Source organism: Pseudomonas sp. PDM27 (genome assembly GCF_019219205.1).
GTDB lineage: Bacteria > Pseudomonadota > Gammaproteobacteria > Pseudomonadales > Pseudomonadaceae > Aquipseudomonas > Aquipseudomonas laurylsulfatiphila.
Window position 1 is genome coordinate 54,145 of sequence record NZ_JAHUWF010000006.1, and the last position, 15,488, is coordinate 69,632.

Annotated in this window: 14 protein-coding genes; 7 read left to right on the forward strand and 7 right to left on the reverse strand. The window is 60.1% G+C overall.

The features are described 5' to 3' along the window. Positions 1–20: 20 nt before the first annotated feature. Complete coding sequence (locus KW838_RS14300; protein ID WP_218501392.1) at positions 21–983, forward strand: type II secretion system F family protein; 963 nt, start codon at positions 21–23, stop codon at positions 981–983. A 303-nt stretch (positions 984–1,286) separates the two neighbouring features. Here KW838_RS14300 and KW838_RS14305 read toward each other — a convergent pair whose 3' ends face one another. From KW838_RS14305 to KW838_RS14320, 4 genes are all read right to left on the reverse strand, one after another. After that, positions 1,287–1,562, reverse strand: coding sequence for a DUF3613 domain-containing protein (locus KW838_RS14305; RefSeq protein ID WP_218501393.1), 276 nt, complete (start codon positions 1,560–1,562; stop codon positions 1,287–1,289). Between the two features lie 18 nt (positions 1,563–1,580). Continuing rightward, on the reverse strand, positions 1,581–2,294 hold the full coding sequence (locus KW838_RS14310) for a tetratricopeptide repeat protein (protein ID WP_218501394.1): 714 nt from the start codon (positions 2,292–2,294) through the stop codon (positions 1,581–1,583). Between the two features lie 119 nt (positions 2,295–2,413). Further along, positions 2,414–3,637 carry a type II and III secretion system protein family protein gene (locus tag KW838_RS14315; RefSeq protein WP_218501395.1) on the reverse strand — a complete coding sequence of 408 codons (1,224 nt, stop codon included), beginning with the start codon at positions 3,635–3,637 and terminating at the stop codon, positions 2,414–2,416. A 638-nt stretch (positions 3,638–4,275) separates the two neighbouring features. Further along, the gene (locus KW838_RS14320; RefSeq protein ID WP_218501396.1) at positions 4,276–4,902 is read right to left on the reverse strand and encodes an alanyl-tRNA editing protein; all 627 of its coding nucleotides are present in this window, start codon (positions 4,900–4,902) and stop codon (positions 4,276–4,278) included. Between the two features lie 89 nt (positions 4,903–4,991). On the opposite strand from KW838_RS14320, the gene KW838_RS14325 reads away from it, so the two are divergent. Next, complete coding sequence (locus tag KW838_RS14325) at positions 4,992–5,990, forward strand: LysR family transcriptional regulator (protein WP_218501397.1); 999 nt, start codon at positions 4,992–4,994, stop codon at positions 5,988–5,990. 71 nt (positions 5,991–6,061) lie between these two features. Here the strand turns inward: KW838_RS14325 and KW838_RS14330 are convergent, their stop codons facing one another. Both KW838_RS14330 and KW838_RS14335 read right to left on the reverse strand, forming a co-directional pair. Beyond that, positions 6,062–6,469, reverse strand: coding sequence for a PA2817 family protein (locus tag KW838_RS14330; protein WP_007972361.1), 408 nt, complete (start codon positions 6,467–6,469; stop codon positions 6,062–6,064). 74 nt (positions 6,470–6,543) lie between these two features. Beyond that, on the reverse strand, positions 6,544–8,991 hold the full coding sequence (locus KW838_RS14335; RefSeq protein ID WP_218501398.1) for an acyl-CoA dehydrogenase: 2,448 nt from the start codon (positions 8,989–8,991) through the stop codon (positions 6,544–6,546). Positions 8,992–9,216: 225 nt separating this feature from the next. On the opposite strand from KW838_RS14335, the gene KW838_RS14340 reads away from it, so the two are divergent. The 4 genes from KW838_RS14340 to KW838_RS14355 all read left to right on the forward strand — a co-directional run bounded on the left by KW838_RS14340 (position 9,217) and on the right by KW838_RS14355 (position 12,384). Then, positions 9,217–9,876: a transglutaminase family protein gene (locus tag KW838_RS14340; protein ID WP_102700915.1), complete on the forward strand. Its 660-nt coding sequence runs from the start codon at positions 9,217–9,219 to the stop codon at positions 9,874–9,876. 43 nt (positions 9,877–9,919) lie between these two features. Further along, positions 9,920–10,543: a glutathione S-transferase family protein gene (locus KW838_RS14345; RefSeq protein ID WP_218501399.1), complete on the forward strand. Its 624-nt coding sequence runs from the start codon at positions 9,920–9,922 to the stop codon at positions 10,541–10,543. A gap of 132 nt (positions 10,544–10,675) precedes the next feature. Continuing rightward, a complete protein-coding gene (locus KW838_RS14350) occupies positions 10,676–11,608 on the forward strand; it encodes an ABC transporter ATP-binding protein (RefSeq protein WP_102700913.1) in 933 nt (310 codons plus the stop codon). Next, entirely contained in the window at positions 11,605–12,384 is a 780-nt protein-coding gene (locus KW838_RS14355; RefSeq protein WP_007972352.1) for an ABC transporter permease, read from the forward strand. Before KW838_RS14350 ends, KW838_RS14355 begins: the two co-directional genes overlap by 4 nt. A gap of 144 nt (positions 12,385–12,528) precedes the next feature. On the opposite strand, the gene KW838_RS14360 is transcribed toward KW838_RS14355, so the two are convergent. After that, entirely contained in the window at positions 12,529–13,044 is a 516-nt protein-coding gene (locus KW838_RS14360; protein ID WP_102700912.1) for a DUF2062 domain-containing protein, read from the reverse strand. A 135-nt stretch (positions 13,045–13,179) separates the two neighbouring features. On the opposite strand from KW838_RS14360, the gene KW838_RS14365 reads away from it, so the two are divergent. Beyond that, entirely contained in the window at positions 13,180–15,414 is a 2,235-nt protein-coding gene (locus tag KW838_RS14365; RefSeq protein WP_218501400.1) for a ComEC/Rec2 family competence protein, read from the forward strand. The last annotated feature ends 74 nt before the right edge of the window (positions 15,415–15,488 follow it).

The following is a 15,488-nucleotide window of genomic DNA, read 5'->3' on the forward strand; positions in this document are numbered from 1 at the left end:
GTTTCGCGGAGGTGCAGGTCATGGACTATTTGCTCGGGTTGTTCAGTCAGGTGGTAGGCAATGCGCAGTTGGCGCGTATGTTGTTCGTCGGTGCCATCGGTCTGAGTGCGGTGCTCGCGGCCGTCACCGTGGTGTTACTGGTGCTGGGGCTGCAGGATCCGGTACAGCGTCGTCTGGCACTTATCAAGCGCGGTTATTCGGGAAATGTCGCCGGGCAGGACGCGCCGGGTAATCTGCAGTTATTGCTGGAACGGGTCGGTCAACGCTTTGGCTCGACTGAGTCGGCTAAGACGTCTTCGACCCAAACCCTGTTGATGCACGCCGGTTACCGCTCGCCCTCGTCGGTACAGGTGTACTGGGCGGTGCGCTTGCTGTTGCCACTGATTTCGGTTGGCCTTGCACTGTTGTTGATGCCGATGTTCTCCGGGCTTTCTCTGAACATGGGGTTGCTGCTGGTGTCAATGATTGCTGCTGTCGGGTGGTTGCTGCCTGCGATGTTTGTCGATAAGCGCAAGCAGGCCAGGCAGGGCAATCTGCGTGCCGCCTTTCCGGATGCTCTGGACCTTATGGTGGTGTGCGTGGAGTCAGGTCTGGCATTGCCACAGACCATCGAGCGGGTGGCAGAGGAAATGTCGGTCAGTCAGGTTGAACTGGCGGAGGAGCTGGCGCTGGTCAACGCGCAAATCCGCGCGGGTATTCCCAGTACCGAAGCGCTCAAGCAATTGGCTGTGCGCACCGGGCTGGAAGATGTTCAAGGGTTGGTCAGTCTGTTGGCGCAAAGTATCCGCTTCGGTACCAGCGTGGCCGACACCCTGCGCATCTATGCCGATGAATTTCGTGATCGGCGTACGCAAGCCGCCGAAGAGATGGGGGCGAAAGTCGGTACCAAGCTGGTATTTCCGCTGATTTTCTGCCTGTGGCCGAGCTTCTTTCTGGTAGCCATTGGTCCCCCCTTGATTGGGGTACTCAGAGCATTCGGGTGAGGTCAAACGGCTTGAGGCTGTCGAGTACGACGGCCTTGCCACCCGGGCTTGATCAGTACTTTCCTGCCATTGGTTTACACATCCCCTGTAGGAGCTGCCGAAGGCTGCGATCTTTTGATCTTCCTGTGATTTCACGATCGCTTAAAGTCAAAAGATCGCAGCCTTCGGCAGCTCCTACGGGGTAATCCGTCCAGGGATGGATCATGCTTAGATGCCACTGCTTTCCTGCACACGACATCAAGCCCGGCTTTGCAGCCAGGCCACTCTGGACGACGCCAGAAGCTGATCACCCATCGATATCCCTCAGTTGCCGCCGCTGATGGTCATTTCTCCCGCTGAATCCTGGTCATAAAATTCCGGAATCGGAAAGTTGAAGCTGTTCAGCCAGCGCTGCATGGCCAGGTCACGTTCGGTGGCCGAAGCGGTTTGCAGGTGAGGGGAGGCAACCACGCCGCGAATCTGCAACTGCAACCACTGCTCAGTGCCTTGTTGATACGGCGAGGAAGGCCCCGGCTCAATGGCCCAGGCAGTAGTTGACAGGCAAGCCATGCACACGATCAACAACCTTTTGGTCTTCATCTCGACTCCTCGTACGTTCTACTTGTTCGCACTGGAAGAGGCATCGGCTACCTCAGTCTTGCGATTGCCCTCGGAGGCCACCACTTTTTTGGCGGAGGCCTTGAGTTTTTCCGCGCGGGTTTGGGCTTCTACGACTTGCTTGGGGCTCAAGTCGGCGCGGGTCACCAGTTCGGCTGCCGCCTTCCAGTTATCCTGATAGATCAGCAACGTCACCAAATTGAGTGCCGCCAGTGTGTTCGCCTGCTTGAGCTCCATGGCCGTCATGAACTCAAAGCGTGCTTCAGGGATCCGTCGCTGATTGAGGTAGACGACCCCCAGGTCATTTCGCATCTTGTCGTCGGTGGGGGCCATTTTCACCGCACGCTCAAGGTGAATGGCAGCGGTGGCGTTATCATTTCTGGCGGCGGCCAACTGGCCCAGGCCATGTTCCCCTTCAGCCGCCAGACAGGTGCCGAGCAAGCTTTCGTACAACGGCTGCGCGTCGCCGCTACGCCCCATCAAGCGCAGCACCCGAGCCTTGCGCAGGCGAACCTGGACCACGCTATCGGGCAAACCTTCCAGATTCGCCAGGCTGGCATACAAACGACCTTCTTCGGCCATGTTGTCGGCCAGGTTCAGGGCCAGTTCTTGCTCCGAACCGGGCTTGGCACAGCTACCCGGTCGCGAAGGCATGCCATTGCTGGCACAACCTGCGAGCATTAATGTCGCCGTTATTGCAATGACTGCTTTCATCGAAGGTCCTCTGGCGACAACAGGTTGAACGCCTGGCCAATGGCAATAAGGCTGGCCCGGCAAACGCTCAAAGTCACCGTTACGAGTCAGGGCGAGGCGCGTCGGGTTCAGGCTGCGTTTCATTGCGAGAGTCCGCTGAGACTGTCGAAGTCACCATTTTCCAGAAAGAACATGCGGTAGAAGTTCGGGTCGTAATTGCGCAGCTGTTCGCCAGGCAATGTCGGTAGTTGTGCATCGGCAGCCAATGGCTGGACCAGATGCGGGGTGACGATCATCAGCAGTTCGCGCTCTTCACGGTTGATGGTGTTGTCGCGGAAAAACGCGCCCAGAATCGGAATATCGCCCAACCCCGGAAACTTGTTCACCTGGGAGTCGTTGTGGGTGCTGATCAGGCCGCTGATGACGAAGCTTTCGCCGTCGGCCAGGGAGATGCTGGTATCGGTACGGCGCACGGTCAGGGCCGGGACAATCGTGCCGGCGATGCTCACTGCGTTGGTGAAATCCAGTTCACTGACTTCCGGCGCCACCTTCAGTGCGATACGGTTTTTCCCGACGATGGTTGGCGTCAGGGTCAGGCGTATACCGAATTCCTTGTACTCGATGGACACGTTATCGCTGCCTGAACTGGGCACCGGAATCGGTACTTCACCGCCGGCCAGGAAGCTCGCACTTTGCCCGCTGAGCGCTACCAGGCTTGGCCGCGCCAGGGTGTAGGCGAAACCGCTGCCTTCCAGCGCGTTGATCGCCACCAGGGTGCTGCCGGTAGCAAACGTGAGGTTGAACTGGTCGTTTCTCACCGGTATCGCCGGCGTGACTATGCCGCCGATGGTGGGCAAGGTTCTCGGCGAGCCGAACAGCCAGTTGCCCCGGACGCCGAAAATCGAGGCGGAGGCTTCCTTGAGCTTGGTCCGGCTGACTTCAACGAAGCGGACATCGGTCTGCACCTGGCTCGGCAGCAACGGGTCGTCGGAAGGCACCGACGGCACGCTGGTCAGCGCCGACGTGGCCCTGCCCTTGACGAACACCATGGCTTGGCGCGGCGTTTTCGAACAGGCAGTCCAGACCATCAGGCTGGTGGTCCCCGGCGCAATGCCCGTGAGTATGAACGCGTTGCTGCCGCTGGGTTGCACGTCGGCAATTTTCGGGTCACCCACCGCCAGTTGCGTTACCGGAACGGGGCTGCGCAGTTCATTCTGCAGCCCCTGACCGACCTCGTACGTTGTCGGCCAATTGTCCAGTTGTGGACAGTTGGCCGGCGCGGCCTGAGCCGCATCCACGCTGAGGCCCATCCAGAACAGGCCATGGATAATTCGCTTGAAAGCGGGCACGGGACGAAGGCTCATCAAGTACATCCTCACTGAATAGGCCAATCTTCGGCAGACTGAGCTGTCTCGGATTACTTCTCGGGGATCGGGCTATCCCCCCAATGCGCCAGTCCACTTATCCGTGGCCTTGGCGTTATTCCTTGCGTGCTACACACGAGCGGGCGCAATTCGCTGATCCGGCTGGACCGCGAGCGACCTTTGCAAAAAACGGTTTGAGTGATCCGGTTATCTGGATTGCCTGTCAGAGCGATGCGTGCGGTTATGGATTGCACTGTCCGTCGACCTGGCTCCCCCGGAAAGTAGTCGGCAATGAAGGTACAGCGCCGGAAATCGCCTGCCAGGATCATAGTGAGGTAACTCCTTTTGCCAATCCGCTATCTGATCACTGAAGCTAACGTGGAAATTTGAGCCGTTATGACTTCTTATGGTTTGACGTTAGTTCAATCAAACCAAAGTGCCATGAGATAAAGGAAAACTATTGGTGCAAAGACTGGAGACAGGCGGGCGGGCAGGGGCGTAGCGCAGTGCGGTTGCCGGATGTTGACGGGGTGTACTGAAGCAAAAAAAGGCCCGCCAGTTTGACTGGTCGGGCCTTTTGCGTTCCGGGCAATGCTGGCATCGATAAAATCAGGCGCCCCCCCACGAACGCCCAGTGCTCAGTCCACGTGATAGTGGACGGACAGCGTGCCTTTTTTCTGCGAAAGGGAGGCGATGGTGATCGCGCCCAGATCCTTCAAGCTGCGTACATGGGTACCGCCACAACCGTAGGCGGGCAGTTCACCGAAGCCGATTTCCCGGGCGCCTTCGCGCAGTGAGGTCAGGCGCGGCAGGTCGTGGTCGATCCACTGCCCGATGCCCTGCTCGATGACCTGGGCCTCGACGTCCTGCGCTGATTTGCCCGGCTGGAATTGCACACGGCCTTCACCAGGCCAGTGATGGGCCTTGATCGGCATCCAGCCCATGGCTTGGACAAAGTGCCCGATCAAATGGCCAGCCGAATGCATGCGCGTGTTGAACCGCCGGCGTTGTTCGTCGACGCGGATTGGCGTCATCCCGGTTTTTACCGGCTGGTCGACAAAGTGAATGATCCGCTCGGGATCCTGAACCACGCGCAGCACCTGGCTTTCGCCGATCCAGCCCGTGTCGCAAGGCTGTCCGCCGCCTTGGGGGTGGAACAGGGTCGCGCGCAAGACCACGGCAAACTCGTTTTCGTGGGGAGTGCATTCCAGGACTTCCACGTTGGCCTTGAGCTCATCACTATGGAAAAAAAGGCGCAGCGTCATATTCCGGGCTCGTATTGGTCATCAGTTTCTATTATAGAAAGCCTGTAAATACGTGATAATCCGGGCAAACATCAAAGGACTGTTGCGTTGTGAGCATAAATCTTCCACTGCCGTTGCTCGGTGAAATGGCGATTTTCGTCAAGGTTGTCGAGACGGGCAGTTTTTCCGAGGCAGCCCGTCAGTTGGGCTCTTCGCCCTCGGCGGTCAGTCGCAGCATTTCGCGCCTGGAGAAGGCGCTCGCCACCCGGTTGCTGCAACGCACCACACGCAAGTTGCGTCTGAGCGACGGTGGCGAGGAGGTGTTCAAGCGCTGTCAGGAAATGGTCAATGCGGCGCGGTCAGTGATGGAAATCAGTGGTCAGTTCACGGATGAACCCGAGGGGCTGGTGCGTATCAGCGTGCCGAAAGCGGTGGGCCGGATCGTGATCCACCCGCACATGCCGGAATTCTTGCGGCGTTATCCCAAAGTGGATGTGGAGCTGTTGCTTGAGGACCGCCAGGTCGATTTGATCGACGATCATGTCGACCTGGCGATTCGCATCACCGATCGACCGCCTGCGGGTCTGGTGGGGCGGCAGTTGCTGACCATCGATCATATGCTCTGCGCCACTCCACAGTATCTGGCCGAGCACGGGACGCCGACTCATCCCCATGACTTGCTCAATCACAGTTGCATTTACCTGGGCGAAACACCCAGTGACGCACGCTGGAAATTCAAGAAAGGCAGCAAGACGGTAACCGTGGGAGTGCGCGGGCGATATGCCGCCAATCACACTGGCGTACGTTATGGCGCGGTGCTGCAGCACATCGGCATTGGCAGCTTGCCGTATTTCACGGCGCGTCATGCCTTGGAGAAGGGTTTGATGGTGCAAGTGCTGCCGGACTGGACCTTTCTGGCGTCCTACCACGGCGGCGCCTGGTTGCTGCATTCGCCAACGCGATACCTGCCGCCCAAGCTACGGGTGTTGATCGATTACCTGGTGGAATGTCTGGCGAAGGAGCCGACGCTGGACAAGCCGGGTCGGTCGAATGGTCCGGGCTGGTCGCCATCGGAGTATGAACTGCCGGAGAGTGACGGGTTGTTTTGAAGGGAGAAACAAGTGATCGCAGCCTTCGGCAATTCCTGTAGGAGCTGCCGAAGGCTGCGATCTTTTGCAGATCAGTGCTTGCTGTCCTGGTTCGACAACGCCAGCAGCTGCTTTTCCTGGTTCCAGTCGAAAGGTTCGTCGTTCTGTTCGGCTTCGAAGCGACGTTCTTCCAAGGCCTGGTACAGGTCGATTTCATCATCGGGCATGTAATGCAGGCAGTCACCGGCGAAATACCACAGCAGGTCGCGCGGCACCAGGTGCGCGATTTGCGGATAGCGAGTGATGACCTGGCACAGAATGTCCTGGCCCAGGTACTGGCTTTCAATCGGGTCGACAGGCAGTAACGCCAGCAGCTCGTCGAAGCGCTCAAGGAACAAGGCATGGCTTTCGTCGGGAACCTGCTCGGCCTCACCTACGGCGACCAGGATGCTGCGCAGGTGGTCGAGTAAAACGAGATGATCGGCAACGATGTTGGACACGAGATAAGTCCTCAAGAGCAAAACGGGCGCGGGAGTATAAAGCGCCCGCGCCCGTTTTTACATGTTTGAAGGGATCAGCGGACTTTTCCCCCGGCCAGTGCCAAAGCCTCCTGGTCAAAGTCATCGACATCGATCACCTTGCGCCGGGCCGCCTCGGCTTCACGCAGGGTTTGCGCTTCCACCGGCTGCAATACGCCAGCCTCGAGCGCGGCATCGATCAGCGACTCGCCGGCCAGCGGTTTGACCTGGCCGCTCTTGAGTGCCACATGCAGCTTTTTCTGCAGCGGCTGTGCGGCACTCAACAGGTTGCAGGCGTGTTGCAAGGCGCCGACCGGATCGTCGCTCGCCTGTGGGCGATAGCAACCCAGGAGCAATTCCTCCAGGGCAGGGTCGCCCTTGGTGCGGCCAATCAAGGCAGCGACTTCGGCCGCGAGCCTGTCCGAAGGGCCTTTGTGCCGGCGACCGAGCGGGAACACGATCACCCGCAACAGGCAGCCCACGACTTTGTTCGGGAAGTTGTTCAGCAGCTCATCCATGGCCCGTTCCGCCTGCCCCAGGCTTTCTTCCATGGCCCAGCTCACCAGTGGCGTCATGTACTCCGGTGTGTCGAGATCGTGATAGCGCTTGAGTGCGGCAGAGGCCAGGTAAAGGTTGCTCAGTACGTCACCCAGTCGAGCGGACAGGCGTTCCCGGCGTTTCAGTGCGCCGCCCAGCAGCATCATGCTGAGGTCGGCGAGCAGGGCGAATGCCGCAGCCTGACGATTGAGGGCGCGGAAGTAACCCTGGCTGAGTTTGTCGCCCGGGGTGTGTTCGAGGTGCCCGAAACCGAGATTCAGCACCAGCGTACTGGCGGCGTTGCCCACGGCAAAACCGATGTGCTTGAGCAGCAGGCCGTCGAATTCTCTGAGCGCCTGATCCTTGTCTTCACGGCTGGCGAGGGCCATTTCCTTGAGCACGAAGGGGTGGCAGCGGATCGCGCCCTGGCCGAAGATCATCAGGTTGCGCGAAAGGATGTTCGCACCTTCCACCGTGATAAAAATCGGCGCGCCGTTCCATTTGCGGCCCAGGTAATTGTTCGGCCCCATGATGATCGCCTTGCCACCGTGCACATCCATGGCATCGCTGATGCAGTCGCGGCCGCGCTCGGTCAGGTGGTACTTGAGAATCGCCGACAGCACCGACGGTTTCTCGCCCAGGTCGACCGCATTGGCAGTCAGCATGCGGGCGGCGTCCATCATCCAGGCGTTGCCGCCAATGCGGGCCATGGCTTCCTGGATGCCCTCGAAAGCGGCAATCGGTACATTGAACTGCTCACGAATCTGCGCGTATTGGCCCGTCACCAGGCTGGTGAACTTGGCCATGCCGGTGCCCACCGCCGGCAGGGAAATCGAACGTCCCACCGACAGGCAATTCATCAGCATCATCCAGCCCTTGCCGAGCATTTCCTGGCCGCCAATGAGGAACTCCAGCGGGACGAACACGTCCTTGCCCGAGTTCGGGCCATTCATGAACGCGGCGCCCAACGGCAGATGCCGGCGGCCGATCTCGACACCGGCGATGTCGGTCGGAATCAGCGCCAGGCTGATGCCCAGGTCTTCCTTGTCGCCCAACAGGTGATCCGGGTCATAGGCCTTGAAGGCCAGGCCGAGGAGGGTAGCCACCGGGCCGAGGGTGATGTAACGCTTTTCCCAGTTCAGGCGCAGGCCGAGAACCTCCTGGCCTTCCCATTCACCTTTGCAGATCACCCCGGAGTCTGGCATGCCGCCAGCGTCGGAGCCGGCCAGCGGACCGGTCAGGGCAAAGCACGGGATGTCGTCGCCGCGTGCCAGGCGTGGCAGGTAATGATTGCGTTGTTCGTCGGTGCCGTAGTGCAGCAACAATTCGGCCGGGCCGAGGGAGTTGGGGACCATCACGGTGGAGGCGAGGTCGCCGCTGTGGCTTGCCAGCTTCATCGCCACTTGCGAGTGGGCATAGGCAGAGAAGCCTTTGCCGCCAAACTCCTTGGGGATGATCAGGGCGAAAAAGCCGTTGTCCTTGATGAACGCCCAGGCTTCGGGCGGCAGATCCATGGTTTGGCCGAGCTGCCATTCATTGACCATGGTGCAGAGTGTTTCGGTCGGCCCGTCGATGAACGCCTGTTCCTCTTCGTTCAATTGCGCTTTGGGATAGGACAGCAGTTTGTTCCAGTCCGGACGGCCACTGAACAGCTCTCCGTCCCACCACACCGTACCGGCGTCGATGGCATCGCGTTCGGTTTGCGACATCGGCGGCAGGGTTTTCTGGAACCAGTTGAACATCGGTGCGCTGAACAATTTGCGACGCAGGTCGGGCAGCAGCAAGGGCGCGGCGACGGCAGCGATCAATACCCAGAAAACCAGCAGCAACCAGCCCGGTGCGCGGCTGAAAGCGCCCATGGCCACGACATAGACGGCCACGATGACCAGGGCGGGTAACGGGGCGATGCGGCGGTGGGCCAGATAAGCAATACCGACCAGCAGAACCAGTATCCACAACAGCAGCATATTTATTCCTCCGTGAAACCAGGGCGAACCAGCCCTCAGAGCTTAGACGGCATCCGCAAAACAGGCGGGTGGTCACCCAGGATGATTTTCGTGGGCCAGATGGGCCGCACACGTGGGAAAAACCTTCATTGAACGAGCGGCAAAGCGCCCATATTTGGCCGAAACGTCGTTATCTCTGTGCTGAAGCTCTCGCTAGACTCGGGGCTTCCCCTGGAGATTATTCTCATGCACGAGTACCTGAGTCCCGGCCGCTTCATCGATAGTGACCATCCGTCCGTGGTGGAGTTCGCCGAAAAACACCGTGGTGCCAGTCGCGATCCGCTTGAACAGGCGATCAGTCTCTATTACGCCGTGCGCGAAGCGGTGCGCTACAACCCGTATACCTTCAGTCGCGATCCGCAGACCCTGCGCGGCAGTCATGCATTGGCGACCGGGGAAAGTTACTGCGTGCCCAAGGCCACGTTGCTGGCAGGTGCAGCGCGGCATTGCGGGATTCCCGCGCGTATCGGCCTGGCGGATGTGCGCAATCATTTGTCGACGCCTCGGCTGCTTGAATTGCTCAAGAGCGACATGTTCGCCATGCACGGCTACACCGAGTTTTATTTGCAGGGTCGCTGGATCAAGGCGACGCCGGCGTTCAACCGCAAACTTTGCGAGCTGTTCAATGTGGCGCCGCTGGAATTCGACGGGATCAACGACAGCGTTTTTCATCCCTTCAACCGCGATGGCGCGAAGCTGATGGAGTACCTCGTCGATCACGGCCAGTTCGCCGACGTCCCTGAAGCGTTCTTTTTCGAACACCTGGAAAAATGCTATCCGCACCTGTTCGGTGAGCAACTGCAACCGCTGTTGGGTGACATGCAGAGTGATTTGAGTCGCACCTGATCCGGCGTATGCTGCCTGCCCACTTAGCGAAAAAGAGGCGGTCATGCTGAAGATCTGGGGTCGGAAAAACTCATCGAATGTGAGAAAGCCATTGTGGGCCGCCGAAGAACTGGGCCTGGCCTACGAGGCGATCGATGCCGGTGGCGCCTTTGGTGTCGTCGATACGCCCGAGTACCGCGCCATGAATCCCAATGGTCGCGTGCCTGTCATTGAAGACGACGGTTTCGTGCTGTGGGAATCCAACGCCATCGTGCGTTACCTGGTGGCCCGCCACGCCGCCGACACGGCCTGGTACCCCGCAGATCTGCAAGCCCGTGCCAGCGCCGACAAATGGATGGACTGGACCACCTCAAGCTTTGCCGGCCCGTTCCGTACCGTATTCTGGGGTGTGCTGCGTACCCCGGCTGACCAGCAGGACTGGCCCGCCATCAAGGCGGCGATCAAGGAATGCGAGACGCTGCTGGCGATGGCCGACCAGGCATTGGCGAACAAGCCTTACCTGTCCGGAGACGAGATCGGCATGGGTGATATTCCCCTGGGCAGTTTCATTTATGCCTGGTTCGAGATGCCGATCGAGCGTGCACCACAACCGTATCTGCAGGCCTGGTACGCGCGGTTGAAACATCGTCCGGCGTATCAAAAGGCGGTCATGACCGCGTTGACTTAATACTCACTATCGACACGCTTGACTGTACTTGTGTGGCGGCGACAAGCACCATTGTGCCAGGTTGTTGCGGTTGTATTGTTCGCCGCCGCCCATACTTATCCCTTTCTTCCCTTCTTGGTGCGTAAATCAGATATGAGTTCCGCTCTGTCCATCCGGCAGCTAACCAAAACCTACGGCAACGGTTTCCAGGCCCTGAGTGGTATCGATCTGGACGTCGCCGAAGGTGACTTTTTCGCCTTGCTCGGCCCCAACGGCGCCGGCAAATCCACGACCATCGGCATTCTCTCGACCCTGGTGAACAAGACCAGCGGCACGGTGAATATCTTCGGTCACGACCTGGACCGCAATCCTGCGCAGCTCAAGCGCTGCATCGGCGTGGTGCCTCAGGAATTCAACTTCAACCAGTTCGAAAAGACCTTCGACATCGTCGTGACCCAGGCCGGCTACTACGGCATCCCGGCGAAAATCGCCAAGGAACGCGCCGAACAGTACCTGACCCAGCTGGGCCTGTGGGACAAGAAGGACGTGCCGTCGCGTTCACTGTCCGGCGGCATGAAGCGTCGCCTGATGATCGCCCGCGCGCTGGTTCATGAACCGCGCCTGCTGATCCTCGATGAACCGACGGCGGGGGTGGACATCGAACTGCGTCGCTCGATGTGGAGCTTCCTCACCGAGCTGAACCAGAAAGGCATCACCATCATCCTCACCACCCATTACCTGGAAGAGGCTGAGCAGTTGTGCCGCAACATCGGCATCATCGACCACGGCACCATCGTCGAGAACACCAGCATGCGTCAGTTGCTCAGCCAACTGCATGTCGAAACCTTTCTGCTGGACCTCAAGGGCGACCTACCCGCCGCGCCGCAGTTGCTCGGCTACCCGTCCCGGCTGATCGACAGCCACACCCTGGAAGTCCAGGTGGAAAAGTCCATGGGCATCACCGCGCTGTTCACCCAACTGGCGCAGCAGAACATCGAAGTGCTGAGCCTGCGTAACAAAACCAATCGCCTCGAGGAGTTGTTCGTGTCCCTGGTGGAGAAAAATCTGTCGAAGGTGGCGGTATGAGTTCCGAGTTGCGCCCCAACCTCATTGCCCTCAACACCATCGTTTACCGTGAAGTCCGGCGTTTCACCCGGATCTGGCCGCAGACCCTGCTGCCGCCGGCCATCACCATGGTCCTGTACTTCGTGATCTTCGGTAACCTGATCGGTCGGCAAATCGGCGACATGGGTGGCTTCACCTACATGGAGTACATCGTGCCGGGGCTGATCATGATGTCGGTGATCACCAACTCCTACGGCAACGTGGTGTCGAGTTTCTTCGGCAGCAAATTCCAGCGTTCCATCGAAGAGCTGATGGTCTCGCCGCTGTCGCCGCACACCATCCTGATCGGCTACACCCTGGGCGGCGTGCTGCGCGGGTTGATGGTGGGGATCATCGTGACCCTGCTGTCGCTGTTCTTCACCCACTTGCAGGTGCATCACCTGGGCGTGACCATTCTGGTGGTGGTGCTGACGGCGACCATCTTCTCGCTGCTGGGCTTCATCAACGCCGTGTTTGCGCGCAACTTCGATGATATTTCGATCATTCCGACTTTCGTGCTGACGCCATTGACCTACCTGGGCGGGGTCTTCTACTCGATCACCTTGCTGCCGCCGTTCTGGCAGACCGTCTCGCTGGCCAACCCGGTGCTGCACATGGTCAACGCATTCCGCTACGGCATTCTCGGCGTATCGGATATCCGCATCAGTGTGGCCATCGCTTTCATGCTGGTGGCGACCGTAGTGCTGTATATCGGTTGTGCACGGTTGCTGGTCAGCGGACGCGGGATGCGCACCTGACCTTGTAGGAGCTGCCGAAGGCTGCGATCTTTTGATCTTGATTCGGGTCCGTTAAAAGGCGAAAAGATCGCAGCCTGCGGCAGCTCCTACAAGGGGTGGATGGCAGATGTAAAAAACGGCGCCCTGGGGCGCCGTTTTGCATTTTCACATCCGGCTCTTCTTGCGCCGCTTCCATTGCCTGGCCACCCACCAGCGCCAATACGCCATCACCATGAAGTAGGACAGCGCGCCGAGTGCCAGCCCCGTCACCACCGAACCCAACAGAAACGGTTGCCACAAGGTCGAGATTTCGCCCCTGATCCATTCCCAGGTCAGTGAGTCCGGCAACTGCCGGGTGGGGACGTCCATCAGCCAGGCGCCGGTCTGGTAGGTGCAAAAGAACACGGCAGGCATGGTGATCGGGTTGGTCAGCCAGACCAGGCTCACGGCGATCGGCATGTTGCCGCGTACGATAATGGCGAGGGTTGCCGCCAGCAGCATCTGCAGCGGGATTGGCAGGAATGCCGCGAACAAACCCACCGCCATGGCACGGGCCACGGAGTGGCGGTTGAGGTGCCACAGGTTCGGGTCATGCAGCAGCGTGCCGAGAAAGCGTAAGGACTTGTGTTCCCTGATGCTCATCGGGTCTGGCATGTAACGTTTGAATAAGCGCCGGGGCATAAGGCTTCTCGGTCGGTCAGGGTGGCAAGTATGTCTGGATTCTATGAACTGCCCATTCAGACTTTGTGACAATTGATAACGGCGCCCGCGCGACGGGCGGGCTAAGCCTTGGAGGGGACTCTCAAGGACGGGCTTATGCGCACAGGGATGATGGCGTTGGCGCTGGGTCTGCTGACTTTGCGTTTTTTACCGGCTTTACCGCCGGTCTGGTTGTGGCTGGCGATGCCGGTGGCGGGTTTGCTGTTGTTGCCGTTCAGGACGTATCCGGTGGCGTTTTACCTGTTCGGTCTGAGTTGGGCCTGCGCGAATGCGCAGTGGGCGCTGGATGACCGGTTGCCGCCGGCGCTGGACGGAGAAACCCGCTGGGTCGAAGGACGAGTCACAGGCTTGCCCCGGCATGACGACGGTGTCGTGCGTTTCGAATTGACCGACATCCAGTCCCGGCGCACCCGGCTGCCGCGGCAAATGCGCCTGGCCTGGTACGGCGGGCCGCCGGTGAACAGTGGTGAGCGCTGGCGTCTGGCAGTCAAATTGAAGCGCCCGGTCGGGCTCCTCAATCCGCAGGCGTTCGATTACCAGGCCTGGTTGCTGGCACAACACATCGGGGCGACCGGGACGGTCAAGCAGGGCGAACGCCTTGCGCCAGCCCAATGGGCCTGGCGCGATGGCATCCGCCAGCGTTTGCAGGCTGTGGATGCCCAGGGGCGAGGCGGCGCGTTGACGGCGTTGGTGCTCGGGGACGGTGCCGGGCTGAGTCGCGAAGACTGGCAGGTATTGCAGGACACCGGCACGGTGCATCTGTTGGTGATTTCCGGGCAGCACATCGGCTTGCTGGCGGGCGTCGTGTATCTGCTGATCGCCGGCCTGGCCCGCCTTGGGTTATGGCCGAACCGTCTGCCATGGTTGCCTTGGGCGTGTGGCCTGGCATTCGCCGCTGCACTCGGTTACGGGATGCTGGCCGGATTCGGGGTGCCGGTGCGACGAGCCTGCCTGATGCTGGGTCTGGTGTTGTTGTGGCGTCTGCGGTTCCGTCATCTCGGTGCATGGTGGCCGCTGTTGCTGGCGCTCTGCGGCATTTTGCTGCTGGAGCCGCTGGCGAGTCTTCAGCCTGGTTTCTGGCTGTCTTTCGCGGCCGTGGCCGTCTTGATATTGACCTTCGGCGGCCGGTTGGGCCCCTGGCGATGGTGGCAAACCTGGACCCGCGCCCAGTGGCTGATTGCAGTCGGACTGTGCCCGTTACTGTTGATATTGGGATTGCCGATCAGCCTTAGCGGTCCGGCAGCCAATTTGCTGGCGGTGCCGTGGATCAGTCTGCTGGTGTTGCCACCGGCGTTGCTCGGGACATTGCTGTTGCCGGTGCCCTACGTGGGTGAGGGCCTGTTGTGGCTGGCGGGCGGTTTGATCGGTGGGTTGTTCAGGGTCCTGGCGTTGTTGGCCGAGGTGCTACCGGCGTGGGTGCCGGAAGCGATTCCTTTGGGGGTATGGAGCCTCGGCGCGCTGGGCGCTTTTCTACTGCTGTTGCCGGGTGGCGTTCCGCTGCGCCCGTTGGGTTGGCCTCTGCTGCTGTTGCTGGTGTCCCCACCCCGGTCATTGCTGCCGGAAGGCATCGCTGAAGTCTGGCAGTTGGACGTGGGGCAGGGGCTGGCTGTTCTGGTGCGCACCCGGCATCACACTCTGCTGTATGACGCCGGCCCACGATTCGGTGAGCTCGACCAGGGGGAGCGGGTCGTACTGCCGACATTGCGCAAACTGGGGGTGAAGGGCCTCGACCTGATGCTGATCAGCCACGCCCACGCCGACCATGCCGGCGGTGCCCGGGCAATTGCCAAGGGCTTGCCTGTGAAACAGGTAGTCAGTGGTGAACCGTCAGACTTGCCTGTGGAGTTGCAGGCCGGGCGTTGTGAGAGCGGCCGGCAATGGACTTGGGATGAAGTCGATTTCCAGCTTTGGCACTGGCCATTGGCCGGCGACAGCAACCAGAACTCTTGTGTCTTGTTGATCGAGGCCAATGGCGAGCGGTTGCTGTTGAGTGGCGACATTGATGCCGCCGCCGAGAGAGCCCTGCTGGACAGTCCGTTGGCCGTGCCCACCGATTGGCTGCAGGCGCCACACCACGGCAGTCGCAGTTCATCGTCCAATGCCCTGCTGGATGTCCTGCAACCAAAAGGGGTGCTGATCTCCCGCGGCCAGGGCAATTCGTTTGGTCATCCGCATCCCACGGTCATCGCGCGTTATCAAAAACGTGGAATGGCGATCTACGACAGCGTCGAGCAGGGTGCCATTCGTCTGCAATTGGGACGCTTCGAGCCGCCATGGTCAATGCGCCAGGAACGGCGTTTCTGGCGCGATCCGCCGCCCTTGCACCCATAACCTGGCATTTCCAAAGCCCGACCGGATGCGACATCACGGTCTTCGGTGCTTGCACCCCCTATGTTAGAGTGGCG

Coding starts and splice junctions, on each gene's coding strand:
- KW838_RS14300 (WP_218501392.1), top strand. CDS start 21: ATGGACTATTTGCTCGGGTTGTTCAGTCAGGTGGTAGGCAATGCGCAG.
- KW838_RS14345 (WP_218501399.1), top strand. CDS start 9,920: ATGCTGAAGATCTGGGGTCGGAAAAACTCATCGAATGTGAGAAAGCCA.
- KW838_RS14350 (WP_102700913.1), top strand. CDS start 10,676: ATGAGTTCCGCTCTGTCCATCCGGCAGCTAACCAAAACCTACGGCAAC.
- KW838_RS14315 (WP_218501395.1), bottom strand. CDS start 3,637: ATGAGCCTTCGTCCCGTGCCCGCTTTCAAGCGAATTATCCATGGCCTG.
- KW838_RS14335 (WP_218501398.1), bottom strand. CDS start 8,991: ATGCTGCTGTTGTGGATACTGGTTCTGCTGGTCGGTATTGCTTATCTG.
- KW838_RS14340 (WP_102700915.1), top strand. CDS start 9,217: ATGCACGAGTACCTGAGTCCCGGCCGCTTCATCGATAGTGACCATCCG.
- KW838_RS14320 (WP_218501396.1), bottom strand. CDS start 4,902: ATGACGCTGCGCCTTTTTTTCCATAGTGATGAGCTCAAGGCCAACGTG.
- KW838_RS14310 (WP_218501394.1), bottom strand. CDS start 2,294: ATGAAAGCAGTCATTGCAATAACGGCGACATTAATGCTCGCAGGTTGT.
- KW838_RS14355 (WP_007972352.1), top strand. CDS start 11,605: ATGAGTTCCGAGTTGCGCCCCAACCTCATTGCCCTCAACACCATCGTT.
- KW838_RS14365 (WP_218501400.1), top strand. CDS start 13,180: ATGCGCACAGGGATGATGGCGTTGGCGCTGGGTCTGCTGACTTTGCGT.
- KW838_RS14360 (WP_102700912.1), bottom strand. CDS start 13,044: ATGCCCCGGCGCTTATTCAAACGTTACATGCCAGACCCGATGAGCATC.
- KW838_RS14305 (WP_218501393.1), bottom strand. CDS start 1,562: ATGAAGACCAAAAGGTTGTTGATCGTGTGCATGGCTTGCCTGTCAACT.